At 60.7% G+C, this 17265-nt stretch carries 16 protein-coding genes; 8 read left to right on the plus strand and 8 right to left on the minus strand.

Translation table 11 applies throughout. The features are described 5' to 3' along the window. Nucleotides 1-66 precede the first annotated feature (66 nt). Nucleotides 67-960, plus strand: a complete 894-nt coding sequence (locus tag AC02Y0_RS21310) for a LysR family transcriptional regulator (protein WP_476381102.1) — start codon at nt 67-69, stop codon at nt 958-960. A gap of 3 nt (nt 961-963) precedes the next feature. On the opposite strand, the gene AC02Y0_RS21315 is transcribed toward AC02Y0_RS21310, so the two are convergent. Then, nucleotides 964-2433, minus strand: coding sequence for a glycosyl transferase family protein (locus tag AC02Y0_RS21315; RefSeq protein ID WP_476381104.1), 1470 nt, complete (start codon nt 2431-2433; stop codon nt 964-966). A gap of 167 nt (nt 2434-2600) precedes the next feature. On the opposite strand from AC02Y0_RS21315, the gene AC02Y0_RS21320 reads away from it, so the two are divergent. The 4 genes from AC02Y0_RS21320 (at nt 2601) to AC02Y0_RS21335 (ending at nt 6281) form a co-directional block, all read left to right on the plus strand. Continuing rightward, nucleotides 2601-3518, plus strand: a complete 918-nt coding sequence (locus tag AC02Y0_RS21320) for a siderophore ABC transporter substrate-binding protein (RefSeq protein ID WP_476381106.1) — start codon at nt 2601-2603, stop codon at nt 3516-3518. A gap of 108 nt (nt 3519-3626) precedes the next feature. Continuing rightward, entirely contained in the window at nt 3627-4571 is a 945-nt protein-coding gene (locus tag AC02Y0_RS21325; RefSeq protein ID WP_476384104.1) for an ABC transporter permease, read from the plus strand. Continuing rightward, a complete protein-coding gene (locus tag AC02Y0_RS21330; RefSeq protein ID WP_476381108.1) occupies nt 4561-5529 on the plus strand; it encodes an iron chelate uptake ABC transporter family permease subunit in 969 nt (322 codons plus the stop codon). The genes AC02Y0_RS21325 and AC02Y0_RS21330 overlap by 11 nt, the downstream gene beginning before the upstream one ends. Beyond that, a complete protein-coding gene (locus AC02Y0_RS21335; RefSeq protein WP_476381110.1) occupies nt 5526-6281 on the plus strand; it encodes an iron ABC transporter ATP-binding protein in 756 nt (251 codons plus the stop codon). Before AC02Y0_RS21330 ends, AC02Y0_RS21335 begins: the two co-directional genes overlap by 4 nt. A 402-nt stretch (nt 6282-6683) precedes the next feature. On the opposite strand, the gene AC02Y0_RS21340 is transcribed toward AC02Y0_RS21335, so the two are convergent. From AC02Y0_RS21340 to AC02Y0_RS21370, 7 genes are all read right to left on the minus strand, one after another. After that, nucleotides 6684-7475 carry an SDR family NAD(P)-dependent oxidoreductase gene (locus AC02Y0_RS21340; protein WP_476381112.1) on the minus strand — a complete coding sequence of 264 codons (792 nt, stop codon included), beginning with the start codon at nt 7473-7475 and terminating at the stop codon, nt 6684-6686. Beyond that, nucleotides 7472-8716 (minus strand): Tm-1-like ATP-binding domain-containing protein, encoded by a 1245-nt coding sequence (locus tag AC02Y0_RS21345; protein WP_476381114.1) that lies wholly within the window; start codon nt 8714-8716, stop codon nt 7472-7474. The genes AC02Y0_RS21340 and AC02Y0_RS21345 overlap by 4 nt, the downstream gene beginning before the upstream one ends. An 18-nt stretch (nt 8717-8734) precedes the next feature. After that, a complete protein-coding gene (locus AC02Y0_RS21350) occupies nt 8735-9667 on the minus strand; it encodes a phosphotransferase enzyme family protein (protein ID WP_476381116.1) in 933 nt (310 codons plus the stop codon). Next, a complete protein-coding gene (locus tag AC02Y0_RS21355; RefSeq protein WP_476381117.1) occupies nt 9664-10941 on the minus strand; it encodes an aspartate aminotransferase family protein in 1278 nt (425 codons plus the stop codon). The genes AC02Y0_RS21350 and AC02Y0_RS21355 overlap by 4 nt, the downstream gene beginning before the upstream one ends. Continuing rightward, on the minus strand, nt 10934-12433 hold the full coding sequence (locus tag AC02Y0_RS21360) for a tripartite tricarboxylate transporter permease (RefSeq protein ID WP_476381119.1): 1500 nt from the start codon (nt 12431-12433) through the stop codon (nt 10934-10936). The genes AC02Y0_RS21355 and AC02Y0_RS21360 overlap by 8 nt, the downstream gene beginning before the upstream one ends. 7 nt (nt 12434-12440) lie before the next feature. Next, nucleotides 12441-12980 carry a tripartite tricarboxylate transporter TctB family protein gene (locus AC02Y0_RS21365; RefSeq protein WP_476381121.1) on the minus strand — a complete coding sequence of 180 codons (540 nt, stop codon included), beginning with the start codon at nt 12978-12980 and terminating at the stop codon, nt 12441-12443. 157 nt (nt 12981-13137) lie between these two features. Next, entirely contained in the window at nt 13138-14073 is a 936-nt protein-coding gene (locus AC02Y0_RS21370; RefSeq protein WP_476381123.1) for a tripartite tricarboxylate transporter substrate binding protein, read from the minus strand. Nucleotides 14074-14193: 120 nt separating this feature from the next. Here AC02Y0_RS21370 and AC02Y0_RS21375 point away from each other — a divergent pair, with 120 nt between their 5' ends. The 3 genes from AC02Y0_RS21375 (at nt 14194) to AC02Y0_RS21385 (ending at nt 17263) form a co-directional block, all read left to right on the plus strand. Then, nucleotides 14194-14991 (plus strand): IclR family transcriptional regulator, encoded by a 798-nt coding sequence (locus AC02Y0_RS21375; RefSeq protein WP_476381125.1) that lies wholly within the window; start codon nt 14194-14196, stop codon nt 14989-14991. 143 nt (nt 14992-15134) lie between these two features. Further along, the gene (locus AC02Y0_RS21380) at nt 15135-16616 is read left to right on the plus strand and encodes an aldehyde dehydrogenase (RefSeq protein WP_476381127.1); all 1482 of its coding nucleotides are present in this window, start codon (nt 15135-15137) and stop codon (nt 16614-16616) included. Further along, nucleotides 16613-17263 (plus strand): HAD-IA family hydrolase, encoded by a 651-nt coding sequence (locus AC02Y0_RS21385; protein WP_476384105.1) that lies wholly within the window; start codon nt 16613-16615, stop codon nt 17261-17263. Before AC02Y0_RS21380 ends, AC02Y0_RS21385 begins: the two co-directional genes overlap by 4 nt. The last annotated feature ends 2 nt before the right edge of the window (nt 17264-17265 follow it).

Here is a 17265-nt window from a genome sequence, read left to right on the forward strand (position 1 = left end):
TGTTATGTTCGAAAAATCCGCCTTTATAGCTCGAAATTCCGATCGAATTGATCTAGGAATTCGATCATGAAGAGCATTCCCTCCACAGAACTCGATCAATGGGCGGTGTTGAGAGCTGCGGTTGAGGCCGGCAGTTTCGCCAAGGCTGCTGCTATGTTGAACCGAAGCCAGTCCTCGGTCAGTTACGCCATTGCCCGGTTGCAGGAACGTCTCGGCATCGAACTGCTCACGCTCGACGGACGTCGAGCCGTCCTCACCGAGGCGGGTCAACTCCTCCTGGCGGAGGCCGTGCCGCTGATCGACGAGTTCAGACGGCTCGAAGCACGTGCCCGGATGATGTCTGAAGGGCAGGAGCCCCGTGTGCGATTGCTGGTGGATGCGATCGCGCCGAAGCGAATTGTTTTTTCAGCCCTTTCCAAGTTTCGCCAGAAGCATCAGGGGGCAGAGATCGTGTTGAAGGAACTGGTGCGGCAGCCTGTCAGCAGCCTGCCCGTTTCCGACTTTGACCTTGCCATCAGCTACTGGGAGGATCGGGGGCCGCATGCTTTTCGCTTCGTCGATGTGGAAATGGTTGCCGTCGCCGCCCGGCAACACCCCTTGTTGCAGCAGGGAACGAGCCTCAGCCCTTCGGTGCTCTCCCATCATCCCATGGTTCTGATTGATCGGGACGAGGAAGCGCTCGGGCGCTCGACCGGCAGTGGCCGGCATCTGCGGGTGAATTCGGTGGAATCGGCCATCGAAGCGGTGCGGAGCGGTTTTTGTCACGGCCGATTGCCGCGACATCTGATCGAGGATGACCTGAAGAGCGGGGTTCTCCGAGCTCTGCCGATTGCCGAGCCGGTTCGGGTCATTCCCCTGGTGCTGGCCTATGCGAACCCCGCTATGGCGGGGCCGCTGACACGCGCCATGGCGGAGCTGCTTCGGCAGGAGACCGAACTGCAGGGGAGTGTGACCGTCTGACGGTCAGCCGTGACGGTTCCGTTGCTGCCAGAGCGTGTTCGCGCCGTCCAGCGCATCGTCGAAGGGCATGGCCGGGTCCTGCGCAAGGCAGAGCAAGGCGGCGGCGGCAGTTCTGACGATTGTTGCTTCCGCGAGTTCATCTCGCGCAGCGCCGGTCCAGACCGCCTGCCAGTATTCCCGCTGTGATAGGATCGAAGGTGCGGAGACCTGGCTGACATCCCGCAACGCAGGCACGATCGAATCCTCGGATTGTCCCCGGATGATGCGGTAGAGCGGCGTCGCCTTGAGGGGCGTGAATTGCGCGAAGTCACGCACAGAGCCCAGAATGGTTACATCGCCTTCTCCGAGCTGCCTTGCGACATCCCTATAAAGATCGCGTTTCGACATCTGGGCGGCCCCAAGCACGATGCAGGGTGCCGCTAGCGGGTTGATGAGATGAGGGACGGCATGAACCGGTGTGCGTGTCTCGAACAAAGGATAAAGACCGAGCAGGCTTTGCACCTGGGGAATGAGCGCGCCGATTGGAATATAGGCGAGGTTGGAGCGGGCAAGGGCCTCCGTCGCCTCGGCGACCGAGAGGCAGACAGGGATGCCGGCGTCTGAGGCGGCCAGCTCCAGTTTGCCGCTTTCCGCGCCATTGCCAAAAAAGCCGTGAATCAGCACCTTGTGGCCGCCGGAGGCGACGAGTCTTGCCGCGTGAATGAACCAGGGAGGCTGGCGCCAGCTGGCTGATACATAGGCAGGCCAATCGAGATCGGGCCGCGCGGAGGCTCCGGAGATCGCCGGGATACGATCCCTGATCGCGTGAACAAAGCCTGCCAGCTCCGCCGTCGTCACGCCGCGATACTGCATCGTCATCAGAAGCGCACCGATCTGGACAGGATCGGCTTCGCCGGTCAGGACGATGGACAGCGCGTCGCGCGCCTCCTCGGTCGTCATTGGACGGCTTTTGCCGGGGCCCGGTGCCGTGATAGCTATATACTTTGCCAGCCGGCGCTGCGGCTCGGCATTGTCGCCGATGGAGGCAATTTTTCTGGCGAGGATTGCCGGCGTCGGCGAGCCTTCGAGGCGATCGCTGCGGGTGACCGCGAGTGGCGGCATCGGGCTCCGTGTCGCTCCGATCCAGCCGTCTGCGCCGGTCCCGGCAGGCGAAGGCTGGGCTGCCACATCTTTGCGCATCAGCGCCTCGGTTTCCGTCGCCAGACCACGAACCCGCTGCCGAAGGGATTCAGCGAACGGTGTGGGCGACATGCCCCGACCGGTTCGGATGAAGATCCGGTCGTCATAGATTTCCCTGAGGTCCGATAGCATACGGCTCATCGATGAGGTCTGGATGCCCAGCGCTACTGCGGCGCCGCTGACGCTTCCCTCTCGCAGCAGCGCATCCAGCGCCACCAGGAGGCGCAGTTGCTGGAAGCGGCTCGCTTCTTCGCCCGAAGAGCCTGTTGCCGCCTCCTTCTCTTCCATTGCCATCGGCTTGACCTCCGCTGCGGTTTGCGCTCAGCGCAAATTAGAAAGGCTCTAGAATATCCGCATTGACCTGCCCTAGCCCCAATACATATCTGACAGCAAAACTCAACTTAAGCTTTTGCGAGTTGGCCAATTCCGCTGGCGATCGACGCGATCGATGGGAGCATGTCATGCAAAACTACAGATTGTTGTCCGTCGCGGCGCTCGCCGGCGCCATCTTTGCATCCGTTGGCGCCGCGCCGAGCTTGGGCGAACCCTTGAAGATCAACCATGTGCAGGGCATGACCGAGCTTCCCGGACAGCCAAAGACGGTGCTGACTTTCGATCTCTCGGCGCTCGATACGTTGTCCGCGCTCGGTGTCGAGGTGGCGGGCGTGCCAGAGGCCAACCTGCCGAAATCACTTTCCCAGTTCGCGGCGAAGCCAAAGATCGGCTCTCTCTTCGAGCCGGATTATGAAGCGGTCAGCGCGCTTCAGCCGGATTTGGTCATCGTGGCAGGGCGGGCGGCGCCGAAGTATGCGGAACTCGCCGCCATCGCGCCGACGGTCGATCTGACCACTGATCCCAAGGCCTTCATGAAAAGTGCTGTGGGCAATGTCCGCAAGCTTGGAGAGATTTTCGGCAAGCAGACCGAGGCGGAAGCGGCACTGGCCCGCCTGGAAGCCTCGACTGCTGCCCTGCGCAATGAGGCGTCATCTTCGGGCAAAGCGATGCTGGTGCTGACAACAGGCGGCAAGATGAGCACCTATGGCCGTGGCTCCCGCTTCGGCGTGCTGTTTACCGATTACGGTTTCCAGGCGGCAGACGACCAGATTGCCGTTGGCAACCATGGTCAGCCCATCTCATACGAATATATTCTTGAGAAGAACCCCGACTGGCTTTTTGTCATCGATCGTGACGGTGCCATCGGCGAACAGGGCGCGTCCGCATCCAAGCTCCTCGACAACGAGATCGTTCGCCAGACGGTCGCCTGGCAGAAAGGCCAGGTCGTTTACCTCGATGCCGCATCCTGGTACCTCGTCGGTGCCGGATTGACCTCGCTTCAGTCTTCGGTGGATCAGATCAAGGCAGCCCTCGCCAAGAAGTGAAACCGTGCCCGCTGGCCGAAACCGGATGGTGCGTCCGGTCGGTCCAGCTAAACTACTTTCAGAACGGACGTCTTCGTGTTGCCACGCCTGACCGCGATCCTCGTGCTGATGGGCATCCTGATTGGCGTGCTGGGGGTATCAAGCCTCTTTGTCGGGGTCAGTGCGATTTCGCCATTGGCGCTCTTGCGCGGAGACGTGGACGAGGCGCAGTGGCTGGTACTAACCGCCAGCCGCCTGCCGCGCACGCTAGCCCTCGTCTTTGCCGGATCTAGCATGGCGGTGGCCGGCACCATCATGCAGATGCTGGCGCGCAACCGCTTCGTTGAGCCGTCTACCGTGGGAACGGTGGAATCGGCGGCTCTCGGCATGCTGGTCGTCCTGCTGGTAGCCCCCGACCTGCCTGTTCTGGGCAAGATGCTGGTTGCCGCGGGCTTTTCTCTGGCTGGCACGACGATTTTCCTGCTCATTTTGCGTCAGATTCCGTTGCGTTCGGTGCTGATGGTGCCGCTTGTCGGCATCATGCTCGGCGGTGTCATCAGCGCCGTCACGGCTTTCTTCGCCTATCGCTTCGACATGATGCAGAGCATGGGAGCCTGGGTGAGCGGCGACTTTTCCACCATCCTGCGCGGACGCTACGAAACGCTCTGGGTCGCACTGGGACTGGCTGTTATCGCCTATGTCGCTGCCGACCGCTTTACACTTGCCGGCATGGGGGAAGCCTTTGCGCAGAATGTCGGGCTGAACTACCGGCGGGTGCTGGCGCTTGGCCTGGTGATCGTCTCGCTCGTCACCGCCTCGGTTGTCGTCACCGCAGGCATGGTACCGTTCGTCGGTCTCATCGTTCCCAATCTGGTCAGCATGGCGATGGGAGACAATCTACGGCACAGTTTGCCCTTCACGGCGCTTGCCGGTGCCGGTCTCGTGCTTGCCTGCGACATATTCGGCCGGATGATCATTGCGCCCTATGAAGTGCCTGTCGGCACCGTGCTCGGTATCCTCGGCAGCATCGTCTTTCTGGCGCTGGTCTTGAGAAAGAACGCCCGTGTCGCTTGACGAGAGACGAAAATCCCCTCGGTTCATTCTCGGCCTGCTGCTGGCCGCGGCGCTGGCCGGCTGCCTGGTTTTCCTGACCTATGGCGCGCGCGGCAATTGGTCCTTCATCCTGACAATTCGCGGTACGAAGCTTCTCGCGCTCGCTTTGGTCGCTTATGCCGTTGCCGTTTCGACCGTCATCTTCCAGACGATTACCAATAACCGCATCCTGACCCCATCCATCATGGGTTTTGATTCTCTATTCGGTTTCCTCCAGACGCTGCTTGTCTTCCTGCTCGGCGCCAATGTCGTGGCTGGCATCGATGCACGGCTGATGTTTGTCGTCGAGGTCGCGGTCATGGTCGGCTTCTCGCTGCTGCTGTTCCGTTTCATGTTTGCCGACAGGCTGCGCAGCCTGCATCTTTTGCTGCTGGTGGGCATATTCTTCGGCATCCTCTTTCGCAGCGCTTCCGGCTTCCTGCAGAGGATCATCGACCCCAACGATTTTGTCGTGCTCCAGGACAGGCTGTTTGCCAGTTTCAACACGATCGATCCGACGCTTCTGGGCATATCCCTCGTGTTGATCCTGGCGGCGAGCCTCTTTGCCTTTCCACTTCTGCATCGGCTGGATGTCATGGCGCTGGGGCGGGAGGCCGCGATTTCGCTCGGCGTCGATCACCGGCGAACATCGATCCAGATGCTGTCGCTTTGCGTGGTGCTCGTCTCCGTTTCCACAGCGCTCGTCGGCCCCGTGACCTTTTTCGGGCTGCTTGTCGCAAACCTTGCCTATCTGCTGATGCCAGTCGCGACCCATCGACATGTGCTGCCGGCCGCTGTTCTCATTGCCTTCACCGCGCTCGTGTTCGGACAGACAATCATGGAGCGCGCGCTTGGTTACAACACAGCGCTTGCCATCGTGATTGAATTCACGGGCGGGCTGTTCTTCATCCTCTATCTGATCAAGGGGCGTGCGCGATGATCGAAATCGTCAGTCTCAGCAAGGCCTATGGCTCCAGCACGGTTCTGGACGATGTCAGTCTGACGCTTGCCAAAGGCGGGTTGACTGCGATCATCGGGCCGAACGGCGCGGGCAAGTCCACACTCCTGTCGATCATCGCGCGCCTGATGCTGCCTGACGCTGGCACGGTTCATCTCGAAGGGCTCGATGTCTTCCAGGCCAAGGGCGAGATACTCGCCCAGCGGCTTTCGATCCTGCGGCAGGACAATCACATGGCCGTGCGGCTGACCGTCAGCGATCTCGTCGCCTTCGGTCGCTATCCCTATTCGAAGGGACGGCTGACGGTTGCCGACAAGGTCAAGATCGACGAGGCGCTGGATTATCTGAAGCTGAGACCGCTTGCCGATCGATATCTGGATGAACTCTCCGGCGGTCAGCGGCAGCGCGCCTTCGTCGCGATGATCCTGTGTCAGGATACCGACTACATGCTGTTCGATGAACCGCTCAACAATCTCGATATTCCGCATGGCGTTGCCATGATGTCGCTTCTCAAGCAGGCAAGCCATGATCTTGGCAAAACCGTTGTCGTTGTCCTGCACGACATCAACTTTGCATCCTGCTATGCTGATCATATTGTTGCAATGAGGGATGGCCGTGTGTTCCGGCAGGGACGCGTGGACGAGATTATCGAGGCACGAACACTCGGTGAAATCTACGGGAGCCCGTTCAAGGTGCACGATCTTGATGGCCAGCGCATAGCAACATTCTACTAGCGGTGACACTCTGCCGCACGGTTTTAGGTAGTTGCTCCATCAAAGCACTATGAACTCTGATGACCAAATTCCCTAATTCTGCTGACCTCCGAGACGGCCCATTTCAAAGCACTCAGGCCCCCGCAACCAAATAGATCCAAAACAACCGACGCCATATCTGCAAAGCTCATCGCAAAACACGAGGAGCTTTTGGCGTTTCTGCTACATGGCGAACTCAACGGACGCAATCCGCGTGACCTGTGATCCACGTTCTCCAGCTCTCGGGAGAGTCTTGGGTTCTTCTGGTCCTCTCAAAGGGCTAGAGCTTACTTCAAATTGGATTGCCTCAGCTTGGCAAGGTCACACTCATCAATGCCGTGCCAATTGTGTATCAACGGATACCCTGGCGCTGCGGTCTGGAGTTCAGCCGAACGCGAGGGTGGGAACGTCGACGATTGTCGACCCTCCGTCGACTGTGAGGGTTGCGCCGGTGACCATGGACGCATCGGACGAGCAGAGGAATGCAATCACGCTCGCGACCTCGTCGGGATGGGCGGGGCGACCGAGGGGAACGTCGCGCGTGACGATGCCGTAGGCTTCTTCGCGGGTAGAAAGGTTCATCCTTGACCGCAGTTCATCCATTTCTGCGTCCGCCATTTCAGTCGTGACCCAGCCGGGGCAGACGGCGTTGCAACGGACACCCTGGCGCCCGAAATCGCGGGCTATGGACCGAGCAAGCCCGATCTGGGCATGTTTGGTGACCGTGTAGCCGAATGCGCTGGCGGGCGCCCCGAGGCTGGCGATGGAAGCGGTCACGGCGATCGCGCCCTTGCGGCGTACCAGTTCCGGCATTGCTGCGCGCAGCAGGACGAAGGCAGTGTCGAGGTTCGCCCGGCAGGCATCCGACCAGTCGCTGTCGGTGGTCTCGGCGATCGTTGCGAAACCATGGCCGCCCGCATTGGCCACCACAACGTCGAGACCGCCGAACCGTTCGACTGCGTGTGCAACGGCTGACTGGGCCTGACCCGGATCGGCCACATCGCCGACGAAGATAGCGGCGCCTATGGGTTCGGCGACCGATTGCAGCTGCGTCTGACGCCGGCCCATGATCACGACCTTGGCGCCCTCTTGTGCCAGACGTCGTGCTGTTGCCGCCCCAATGCCGGTTCCGCCACCCGAGATCAGCGCTACCTTCCCCGCAAAGCGACCGTTCATTGCGCAGTGCTCCCGGCCGGGACGATGCCGTTGCCGACCCATGCGTCGAATATTGCGAGCACGGCATCGCAGAACTCGGCATCGTTGATGTGGCAGTCGAGTGTCGTCATCGCCACGCGCCCTTGCATCGCCAGTTCGATTTCCGCGGTGAATGCCGAAAGACCTTCCGGATCATGGGCGGCTTCGCCTGCACGATCCCATTCCTCGATGCCGCCCTTTGGAAGCAGGAAGTGGGTCGGGCCGCCCGCCTCGGCGAGGCGCTCGGCAATCGCGCGGGCGAGGTGACGGCGCTCCTCGACATTGAAGGCGACGTTCTTGATCAAGCGGTTGTGCTGATGGAAGGGACGATCCCTGAATCGGTCGGGAATCTCCTGCCAGCCGGCCAGGTCGAGAATATCGGCCGCACCGGGTGCAACCAGTTGTGGAGTGCGGCTGCGGCCGGCGCCGGAGAGGCGGTCCGTTCCGGCGCTGACGAGCGAGCCGTGCTGGACGTTGACGAATTCCTGCAGCGAGAAGTCCATCACGCAGGCGAAGACGCCTTCTGCCGCCAGCCGTTCGAAGGCCATGCCGCCCATACCGGTCGTGTGGAAGACGGCCACGTCGTAGCCACGCTTCTTCAGCTCCGGATGTAGCCGCTTCATGTATTTGAGGCAGGAGGAGCCGAGCGATGTCATGCCGATAACCGGACGGTCGAAGGAGGGGGGCTCGACTGCGCGGGCAGCGCCGAGGACCGCACCTGCCGCCTGGCTGAGGGACGACTTGCACAGAGGATTGAGGCCGTAGAGCCCGCCGGCCCAGAGGATGAACTGGACGTCTGCCGCCATGCGCTCGGCGGCAATCAGAGGGGAGCCTGCTACGGTGGAGACGATGTATTTCGGAACGCCGATCGGCAGGGACTGTGCGCAATCGAGGGCTAGGTCGGTGCCCATCGTGCCGCCGAGCGCAATCATTGCGTCGATGCGCCCCTCATCGAAGAGCCGATGTGTCATCACCGCCGCGCCGGCACTCATTCGTTCGAAGGCTTCCCCTTCCTCACCGAGGGCGATCAAGTCGGCGATTGTCGTGCTGCCCGCTTCGGCTACCTGGTGCTTGCTCACCGCCACCTGAATGGCTGTGTCTCCGAGGATGCTGACATCCATGGCGAGCGTGGCACCGCCCTGGGCCTCGATACATCTGATCAGATATTCGAGTTCCGGAGCTTTCGTGTCGAAAGTGCCAATGACCAGAATTGTCTTTTTCATGGATCCCCCCATTAAGGCTTATAGGAAAAAGGCAGTGCAGAGGTCGTGTGCTTCGGCGACAAAGCGCTCGTTGCGCTGGGTGCCGCCTGGTTCTTCGATCCTCGGCACGATCCAGCCGACATAAGAGAGCGCGCGGATCGCGAGGAAGAGGTCGAGGCTGGTGAGATCGAGTGCGCGGCGCGTGTTGTAGCCTTCGATCAGCGCCGCCTTGAGATCTGGATAGTCCCGCTCAGACATGTTCTTCAGCAGGACGGTCGCGATGTCGAACTGCCGAAAGCCGAAGCCTCCATCGTCGAAATCGATGATCCTGACCGTTCCATCGTCGAGCAATACATTTTCGCGGACGAGGTCCGCGTGGATGAGGCCGTAATCCAGGGATGGTGCCATCTCGGCGAGTTGGCCTTGGGCCTTTTGCCGAAAGCGCAGAAACAGCGCTTTGATGCCCGGTGAAAGCGTAGGGTTATCCCAGAAGCGGCCCCAAAGGGGGCTCTCCCCCAGGAGACCTTCCAAATCCCATTGGCAACGCTTGAAGCCTGCTGGACGCTGCCACGCGTCACACGCTGCATGCAGTTCAGCCATTTCTGCGCCTATAGCGTGGAATGTGCCCAGACGGTCCTTCAGGGCGAGGGGCTGACGGCTTTTGCCGAGTGGTGTACCCGGCAGCCAACTGACAACATCGACGTAAAAGGTGTCGATGCATTCGAGCAGCTTCCCTGTCCGTGACGGCAGTGGCCGCGGAACATGCAGGCCGGCCTTTTCCATCGCTTCCAGCCAATGCAGTTCGGCCACGAGTTCGTCCCTCTCGCGGTAGCCTGGTCGCTTAATGCGAAGCGCATAGTCGCCCCGCGTGGATCTGACATGATAGACCCGGTTTTCCCGGCCTGCTACGAATTCGCAAGCGGCGCCGCTCAATCCCCAGGCTGCCAGGGAGGCATCAACCGTAGCGCTCATGGTGATCCTGCCAGCTCGCCGATGATGTCATCAAGCGTCGTCATAAGCAGGTCGAGATGTTCTTCGGCAAACGGCATGGGCGGACGGATCTTCAGCGTGTTCTTGTGGCGTCCCAGTTTCGACAGGATGATGCCGCGCTGCCGCATCTGGTTGACGACCTGATCGGCGATGGCGACGGCAGGCTCCTTGCTGTCGCGGTCGATTACAAATTCGGCACCGAAGACCATGCCGGACTGTCGGACATCGCCAATGACGTCGTATTTGCCGGCCAGTTCCGCCAGGCGCCGATGGGCGAAAAGCCCAATCTTCTCCGCATGCGCCTGCAGCTTCTTTTCCTCTAACTCCTCCAGCACTGCCATGGCGGCGGCGCAACTGACCGGATTGCCGCCGAAGGTGTTGAAGTAGCGGAAGGACTTGCGGAAGCGGGCCATGATCTCAGCACTGGTGACGAGACCGGCGACGGGATGGCCGTTGCCCATCGGTTTGCCCATGGTCACGATATCGGCGACGACGCCTTGTTTCTGATGCCCCCAGAAATGCGTGCCGGACCGACCGAAACCCGACTGCACCTCGTCGCAGATCAGCAGGCCACCAGCCCGGCGGGCGGCCTCCGCGGCCGGCTTCAACCAGCCCGGCGCTTGGGTGGGAAACCCTTCGTTGAGGAAAAGGGGGCAGACGATGAGCGCGGCAAAGCCGATGCCATTCCTTTCCAGATCGTCGATCGCCTCCTGCACCTTTGCGGCGAAGCGCTGGCCCTCGGGATCGGGAATACGATAGCTGTCAGGAGCCTCGACGTGGACGAGATACTGACCGAGGCCGAAGCCCACTTCCGGCACGTTGCTCTTGGAAAGATGGCTCACGAGCGTCGTGTTGCCGTGATAGGTGGCGTCGGTTGCGATGATGCCCCGTTTGCCTGTCATCGCCTCGGCCATGCGCAGGGCAATGTCGTTGGCCTCGGAACCGGTGCAGGTCAGGATCGCCGTCTTCAGCGGGTCCTCATAGGTCGCGGTCAGGCGCTCGACATAGTCGAGGATGCCTTCGTGCAGATAGCGGGTATGGGTATTCAGCGTCGCAGCCTGCCGGCAGATCGCCTCGACGACCCTGGGATTGCAGTGTCCGACATGTGGGACGTTGTTGTAGCAGTCGAGATATTGGCGGCCTTCGGCATCCCAGAGCCAAACGCCTTCTCCTCGCACGACGTGAACGGGTTCGTCGTAGAAGGTGGAGACGTTTGGGCCGAGCAGGTCGCGGCGGCGTTGCATCAGGTCAGGCATGAGGGATTTTTCCCTTCGCGGATTTGTGGTCCTTGATGAGGGTCCAGGCGTGAACGGCGAGCGCCAGAACGATCATTGTGAACAGGATGAACGCGATCGGACGATCAATGAAATCCCAAGGCTCGCGCACGCGGGCCATCGCTGTTCTCAGCCGGTCTTCCATCAGTTTCCCGAGCACGATCCCCAGGATGATGGGAGACGTCGGCAGGTCGAGCCGTTTCAGGATGAAGCCGAAGAAGCCAAAGGCGGAGGCGATGACGACGTCTGTCAGGGAATTTCGCAGCGTGTAGACGCCGATCAGGCTGAACGTCAGGATCATGATGCCCAGGAAGCGATTGGGGATCAGCATCACCTTCATCAGCGTCGTCGTCGAGAAGAACAGGAAGATGACGACAATGACGTTCAGGAGGAAGAGGCAGATGTAGAGCGCATAGATGAAGTCGAGATGCTGGGCGAAAAGCTGCGGCCCGGGAATCACATTGTGCACATAGAAGACCGCGAGCATCATCGCCGTCAGTTCCTCGCCTGGGATGCCGAGGGCCAACAAGGGGATCATCGCTGCGGCGGGCACTGAATTGTTGGCGGCCTCTGACGCAACGATGCCTTCCGGATTGCCCTTGCCGAACAGTTCCGGTGTCTTCGAGGTCCGTTGCGCATAGGCATAGGACAGGAACTGGGACATGAATTCGCCGACGCCCGGGATCATGCCGCAGATCACACCGAACGAGGATGCGACGGTCGCAACGCGCTTGAAGATCCACAGATCGCGCATCTGCTGAAAGAAGCCGACCTTCTCGACGTATGGAAGTTCGATCGGCTTGTCCTTGCTCATTACCAGCACGAGTGCCTGGCTGATCGCAAAAAGACCGAGCACGACAACGATCAGATCAACGCCGGACTGAAGCCAGGGCTGGTCGAATGTGAATCGCTGCGTATAGGCCGTCGATTCAATGCCGATGGTCTGCAGGAAGATGCCCAGGAAGGCCAGGATTGCGGCGGGCAAGACCTGGCCACGGTGGGTGATGATCACAAGAACGATGCCGAGAAGGGCTGCGAGGAAGATCTCGCGGGCGCCGAACATCGGTGCGATTTTGGCCAGTACGGGTGCCAGCAGCATCAGCGCGGCAATCGAGAAGAGGGCCCCGTAGAAAGAGGCGGAATAGGCAAGGCTTAAGGCTTTGCGGGCTTCCCCGCGCTTCGTCATGGGATAGCCGTCATAGGTGGTCAAGGCGTTAACGGGTGTTCCCGGGGTGTTGACCAAGATCGCCGGTATCGCTCCCCCGAACATCGACGAACCGTAGATCCCGAGCAGGGCGGTCAAACCGACAATCGGTTCCAGCGAAAATGTCACCGGCAACACGATGGCGATGGCAACGGCAGCGCCGACGCCAGGCATGGAGCCCACTAATACGCCGCCAATCGATCCGATCAGGAGGGCGGCAAAGACATCCCATCGGGCCAGAAGTTCAATACTTGAAAGCAACGTGTCCATGGGGCTCTCAGAAATAACGGAGGAGGAAATAGCGAAGTTGCTCGGGGGCAAGCTCGTAGAGCATCCCGCCGGGGATCTTCACGTTCATGGTGGTCTTGAAGAACAGCACCACGGCGAAACCGAATACCGCTGCGATCCCGACGGCTGAGCCGCGATAGCCGAGGCGAAGCGCCAGCCCCGCGCAAAATAGGATCGTTGCCAGGAGATACCCGATCAGGGGGATGGCGATCACATAGAGCAGATACCAGCCGATGAATTCCAGCGAGCGAAGCCAGACGAGGGCTTCCTGCCATCGACCTGGTGTCCGCGTGATGCGCGCACGTGAAAAGGCATTGAGCAGGCCAAACATGACGATCCCGCTCAAGGACAGCACCGGCCAGAAGCGTGGCTGGGAGGCGAGGCCCTTGCCTGGGAGCCAGGTGGTTTGCCAGGGCACGGAGGCGAGCAGAGCCATCGCAATCACGATGGTGATCGTTGCAAAGAGAATCTCTCCCGGCTTGCGGGCCTCTGGAAAGACGTGGGGTTTGTTATCTTCGGGGGAGCTCAACTGGCCATCTCCATCTCGAAATCGAGCGTGAGTGAGCGTCGGCCGCTCAACAGAGCGTGCGGCCGGCGTTCCAGGTCATCAAGAGAAGCTACAGGCTACCGGGATTGACGAGCGTTCACAGCAGTTCGTCCCTAAGCTTGCGGCATGCCAGATCCGTCTACTCGGCGAGCATGCCAGAGATGCGCTTCGAGACGCCGATGTCGGATGCGATGCGCGCGCGTGCGGCGTCCTCCTCCATCCAGTACACGATGGCGCCCGTCCGCTTGGCGAGTTCCATTGCCCGCGCGGATGCCATCGTTTCCTTGGCGGTGGCGACGATCTTCTCGCGCACATCCTTCGGCGTGTCCTTGTGCACGAACAAGCCATTCCAAAGGGAGATGTTGAGATCCGGTGCTGTCGACGCGAGGGTCGGCGCGTCTGGGACGACGGCGATGGGGGCATCGGTGATGGTCGCGAGGATCTTGACCTTGTCCAGGCAGGGAAGAAGCTGCTGGATGGTGGTATTGATGACGTCGAAATCGCCGGAAGCCAGAGAATTGCAGTCGAGTGCCGCGGAAGAGGCTTCACCACCCCATTCGAAACCCATTTCCTTTGCGGCGGCCAGTGTGGCCTGTGTCGGAAGAAGGAAGGCGCCGAAATGGCCGAGGAGCTGGGGTTCGGTTTTCGAATATTCGGCCAGTTCCTTCATCGTCGAGAAGGGGGAATCGGACGCGGTCGCAATCACGAAGGGATAGGTCAGGAAGATGCCAAGCGGCTCAAAGGGATCTGGATTGAGGCCTGCGACACCCACATCTGGGCCGACGACCGGGATGTCGACGACGAAGGAGCCGATCGTGTATCCATCAGCGGGTGCGGATGCGACCTCTGCCGCGCCTGGAAAAGGCCCGCCCTCGGAAGGCTTGTTGACGACTGCCGTCGCCACTCCGTATTTTTTCTGGAAATCTTCTGCGATCATTCGCGTCAGGACATCTTCGAGGTCTCCTGGCGGAAAAGGAACGACGAAACTGACGGGGCGATTGGGGTAGTCTGCGTATACAGATCCGGCTGCGGTGGTGGCAGCCAGCAAAAGGGCGGCGAACTTGGTTTTAAGCATTGACAGGTCCCTCTGTGGTTTATTATTATCACCAGTAGTTCAAATATACCTTCTGCCTTGCTTGTCGTCAATAAAGTTTGGCTCGCAACGCTTGAAGCTCGTCCACGGGTAAGCATCTTCATGTCCTCCACTGTCGCCAAAGCACTCTCTCTCCTCGATTATTTCTCTGAGGCCGAGCCAGAGATCGGTCTGTCCGAATTGGCTCGTCGGTCCGGAATCGATAAAGCGACCGTGCATCGCATGCTTGTTGTGATGTGTGACCAGGGTCTGCTGGAGCAGCGTGGAAGCGCCAGGCTTTATCGCCTGGGAGCCGGGGTCCTGCGTTTGGCGCGGGTGCGGGAAACGGCCTTCCCCGTTACCTCGGTCTATCAGCATTCCCTGGATGCCATCTCTGCCGAACTTGGCGAAACGGCCCATGCTTCGCTGATCTCCGGTCGCGCACTGGCAACGATCGGGGTGTCCGAAAGCAATCGCGGCAGCCGTGTTTCGCTGGTGGCCGGCGAAATCCTGCCGATCCACAGTACGGCGTCGGGGCTTGCCTTCATGGCATTCTCACAAGCGGAATTCGTGGATCGCGTCCTCAGCGAGACGTTGAAGGCGAAGACGTCGCGGACGTTGACGGATGGAAATGTCATTCGGGTGCGTCTGCAGGAAATCCGGCTGACCGGATATGCCGAGGCGGATCAGACCAATGAGGACGACGTCTATGGCATGGCCGTGCCGGTCTTCGATGCGGATGGCCTGCCTGTCGGCGCGCTCGCCGTTGCGACCCCCGCACATCGCATGACGAACGACCTGCGACGCCAGACCATAGAGGCGCTCTTCCGTGAGGTCGAAGCGGTCCACCGCGGGACCGGGGGACGTCCACCGGCGGCGTTCCTGGCTGCTGCGAAGCGGATTGGTCAGGCGGGCGCCTGACTTCACGCCATGTGATCTCCCCCTTATCCCTGATGTAACGGCAACCTTGCGCATGCTGCATGTGGAGGGTTGACCGGGAAGTTTTTGCCAAGCATTATGTAAACCGATGGTGTAAATAACGAACCATAGCTAGGCAATCCACCATGAAGCAGGACCATATCGACCGGCTGCGCACAGTCTCGCTCAAGCCCTTCCATCATGTGATCGACGGAGGGCGTGTGCCTGCGTCTGACGGCGGCACTATGTCGGTGACCTCGCCGATCGATGGTGTGGTGTTGACGACAATGGCGCGGGGAACGATCGAGGACACGGATTTGGCGATCTCCGCCGCTCGCCGCGCTTTCGACAGCGGGGTCTGGTCCGAACTGCCGGCGGCGGTGCGCAAGAAGATCCTGTTCAAATGGGCCGATCTGATCGAGACCAACGCTCTGGAGATTGCTGTTCTCGGCGTGCGTGAAAACGGCACGGAGATCGGCATGGCGTTCAAGGCCGAGCCGCTCTCGGCGGCCGCCACGATCCGATATTATGCGGAGGCTATCGACAAGCTGTTCGGCGAAGTTGCGCCGACAGATCCGGCTTTCCTCGGGCTTATCCATCGTGAACCCGCAGGTGTCGTGGGTGCGATCGTCCCCTGGAACTTTCCCCTGATGATCGGTGCCTGGAAGTTCGGCCCGGCTCTTGCTGCAGGCTGCACAATGGTGCTCAAGCCTGCCGAAACCGCCTCGCTCAGTCTGCTGCGGGTGGCCGAGCTGGCGCTTGAGGCCGGCATGCCGGCTGGGGTGTTGAACGTCGTGACCGGCGAAGGCGCTGTCGTCGGTGCCCGGATCGCCGAATCCATGGATGTCGATGTCCTGGTGTTCACCGGGTCAGGTCCTACCGGGCGGCGCCTGCTCGAAGCGGCAGCGCGGTCGAACCTCAAGCGCGTTTATCTCGAGCTCGGCGGCAAGTCGCCCAACATCGTGTTCGCTGATGCTCCAGACCTGGACGAGGCCGCGAAAGTCTCAGCCCATGGCATCTTCCGCAATTCGGGCCAGGTTTGTATCGCCGGTTCGCGTCTCCTCGTTGAACGTCGGATCCATAAGGAATTCGTCGAGAAACTGGCGGCGCATGCCGCCGCGATCAAGGTCGGGAACCCGCTCGATGCGACGACCCAGTCCGGTGCCGTCAATTCCGAGCGACAGTTGACGCAGAACCTGCAGTTCGTCGAGGAGGCGCGCAATCTGGGCCGCAAGGTCATCGGCGGAGAGCGTCTCCTGGAGGAGACCGGTGGTTTCTACATGGCGCCCGTCATCATCGCCGATGCGACGAAAGATGATCGCGTTTTTCAGGAAGAAGTCTTCGGTCCCGTGCTCGCGGTGACGCCATTCGACACGGAAGCGGAGGCCGTCGCTCTCGCCAATGAGGGGCGGTACGGCCTAGCGGCTGCGGTCTGGACATCGAACCTGTCGCGCGCCCACCGGATGGTCCGCAAGATCAGGGCCGGGTTGGTACACGTCAACACCTATGGCGGCTCGGATCTCACCGTTCCGTTGGGCGGTGTCAAACAGTCGGGCAATGGACACGACAAATCTCTCCATGCCTTCGACAAATACCTGGATCTCAAGACGGCATGGATCAAGCTCTGATGCGCGCACTAGTTCTCGACTTCGGCGGAGTGATCTCCAAAACACTATTCGAAACGCATGGCTTGTCCGAGGCGGCACTCGGTTTGCCTGCCGGCACACTCACTTGGCGCGGTCCTTTCGACCCCGCAGGCGACGAGCCCTGGCGTGCGATGCAGGCCGGTGAGATGACCGAGCGCGACTACTGGGCTTTGCGCATGCGTGAGACCGGTGCCCTGATCGGCGAAACCTGGACGGAGTTTCCGGAGTTCGTCGGCCGGTTGCGCGGGGCCGATCCGGAAGCGGTCATCCGTCGCGAGGCGCTCGACGCGATCCGGCGGGCCAAGGCATCCGGCTATAAGCTGGCGATCCTCTCGAACGAGCTCGATCTGTTCTATGGCAAGGAGTTTCGGTCCAGGCTGCCGTTCCTTGCCGATTTCGATCTCATCGTTGACGCGACCTATACGGGGATCCTGAAACCCGATCCCAGGGCATTCCACTTTGTGACAGAGGGATTGGCGATCAAGGCGGAGGACTGTGTCTTCGTCGATGATCAGTCCAAGAACCTGAAAGGCGCCGTCGCGGTCGGCATGCCCTATGTCCATTTCGATGTCACGCGTCCGGGCGAGAGCTATGCGCTTGCGCTCGATATGCTCGCACAGGGAAGCTAAGT

This window comes from Allorhizobium sp. nf9_anc (genome assembly GCF_056323085.1).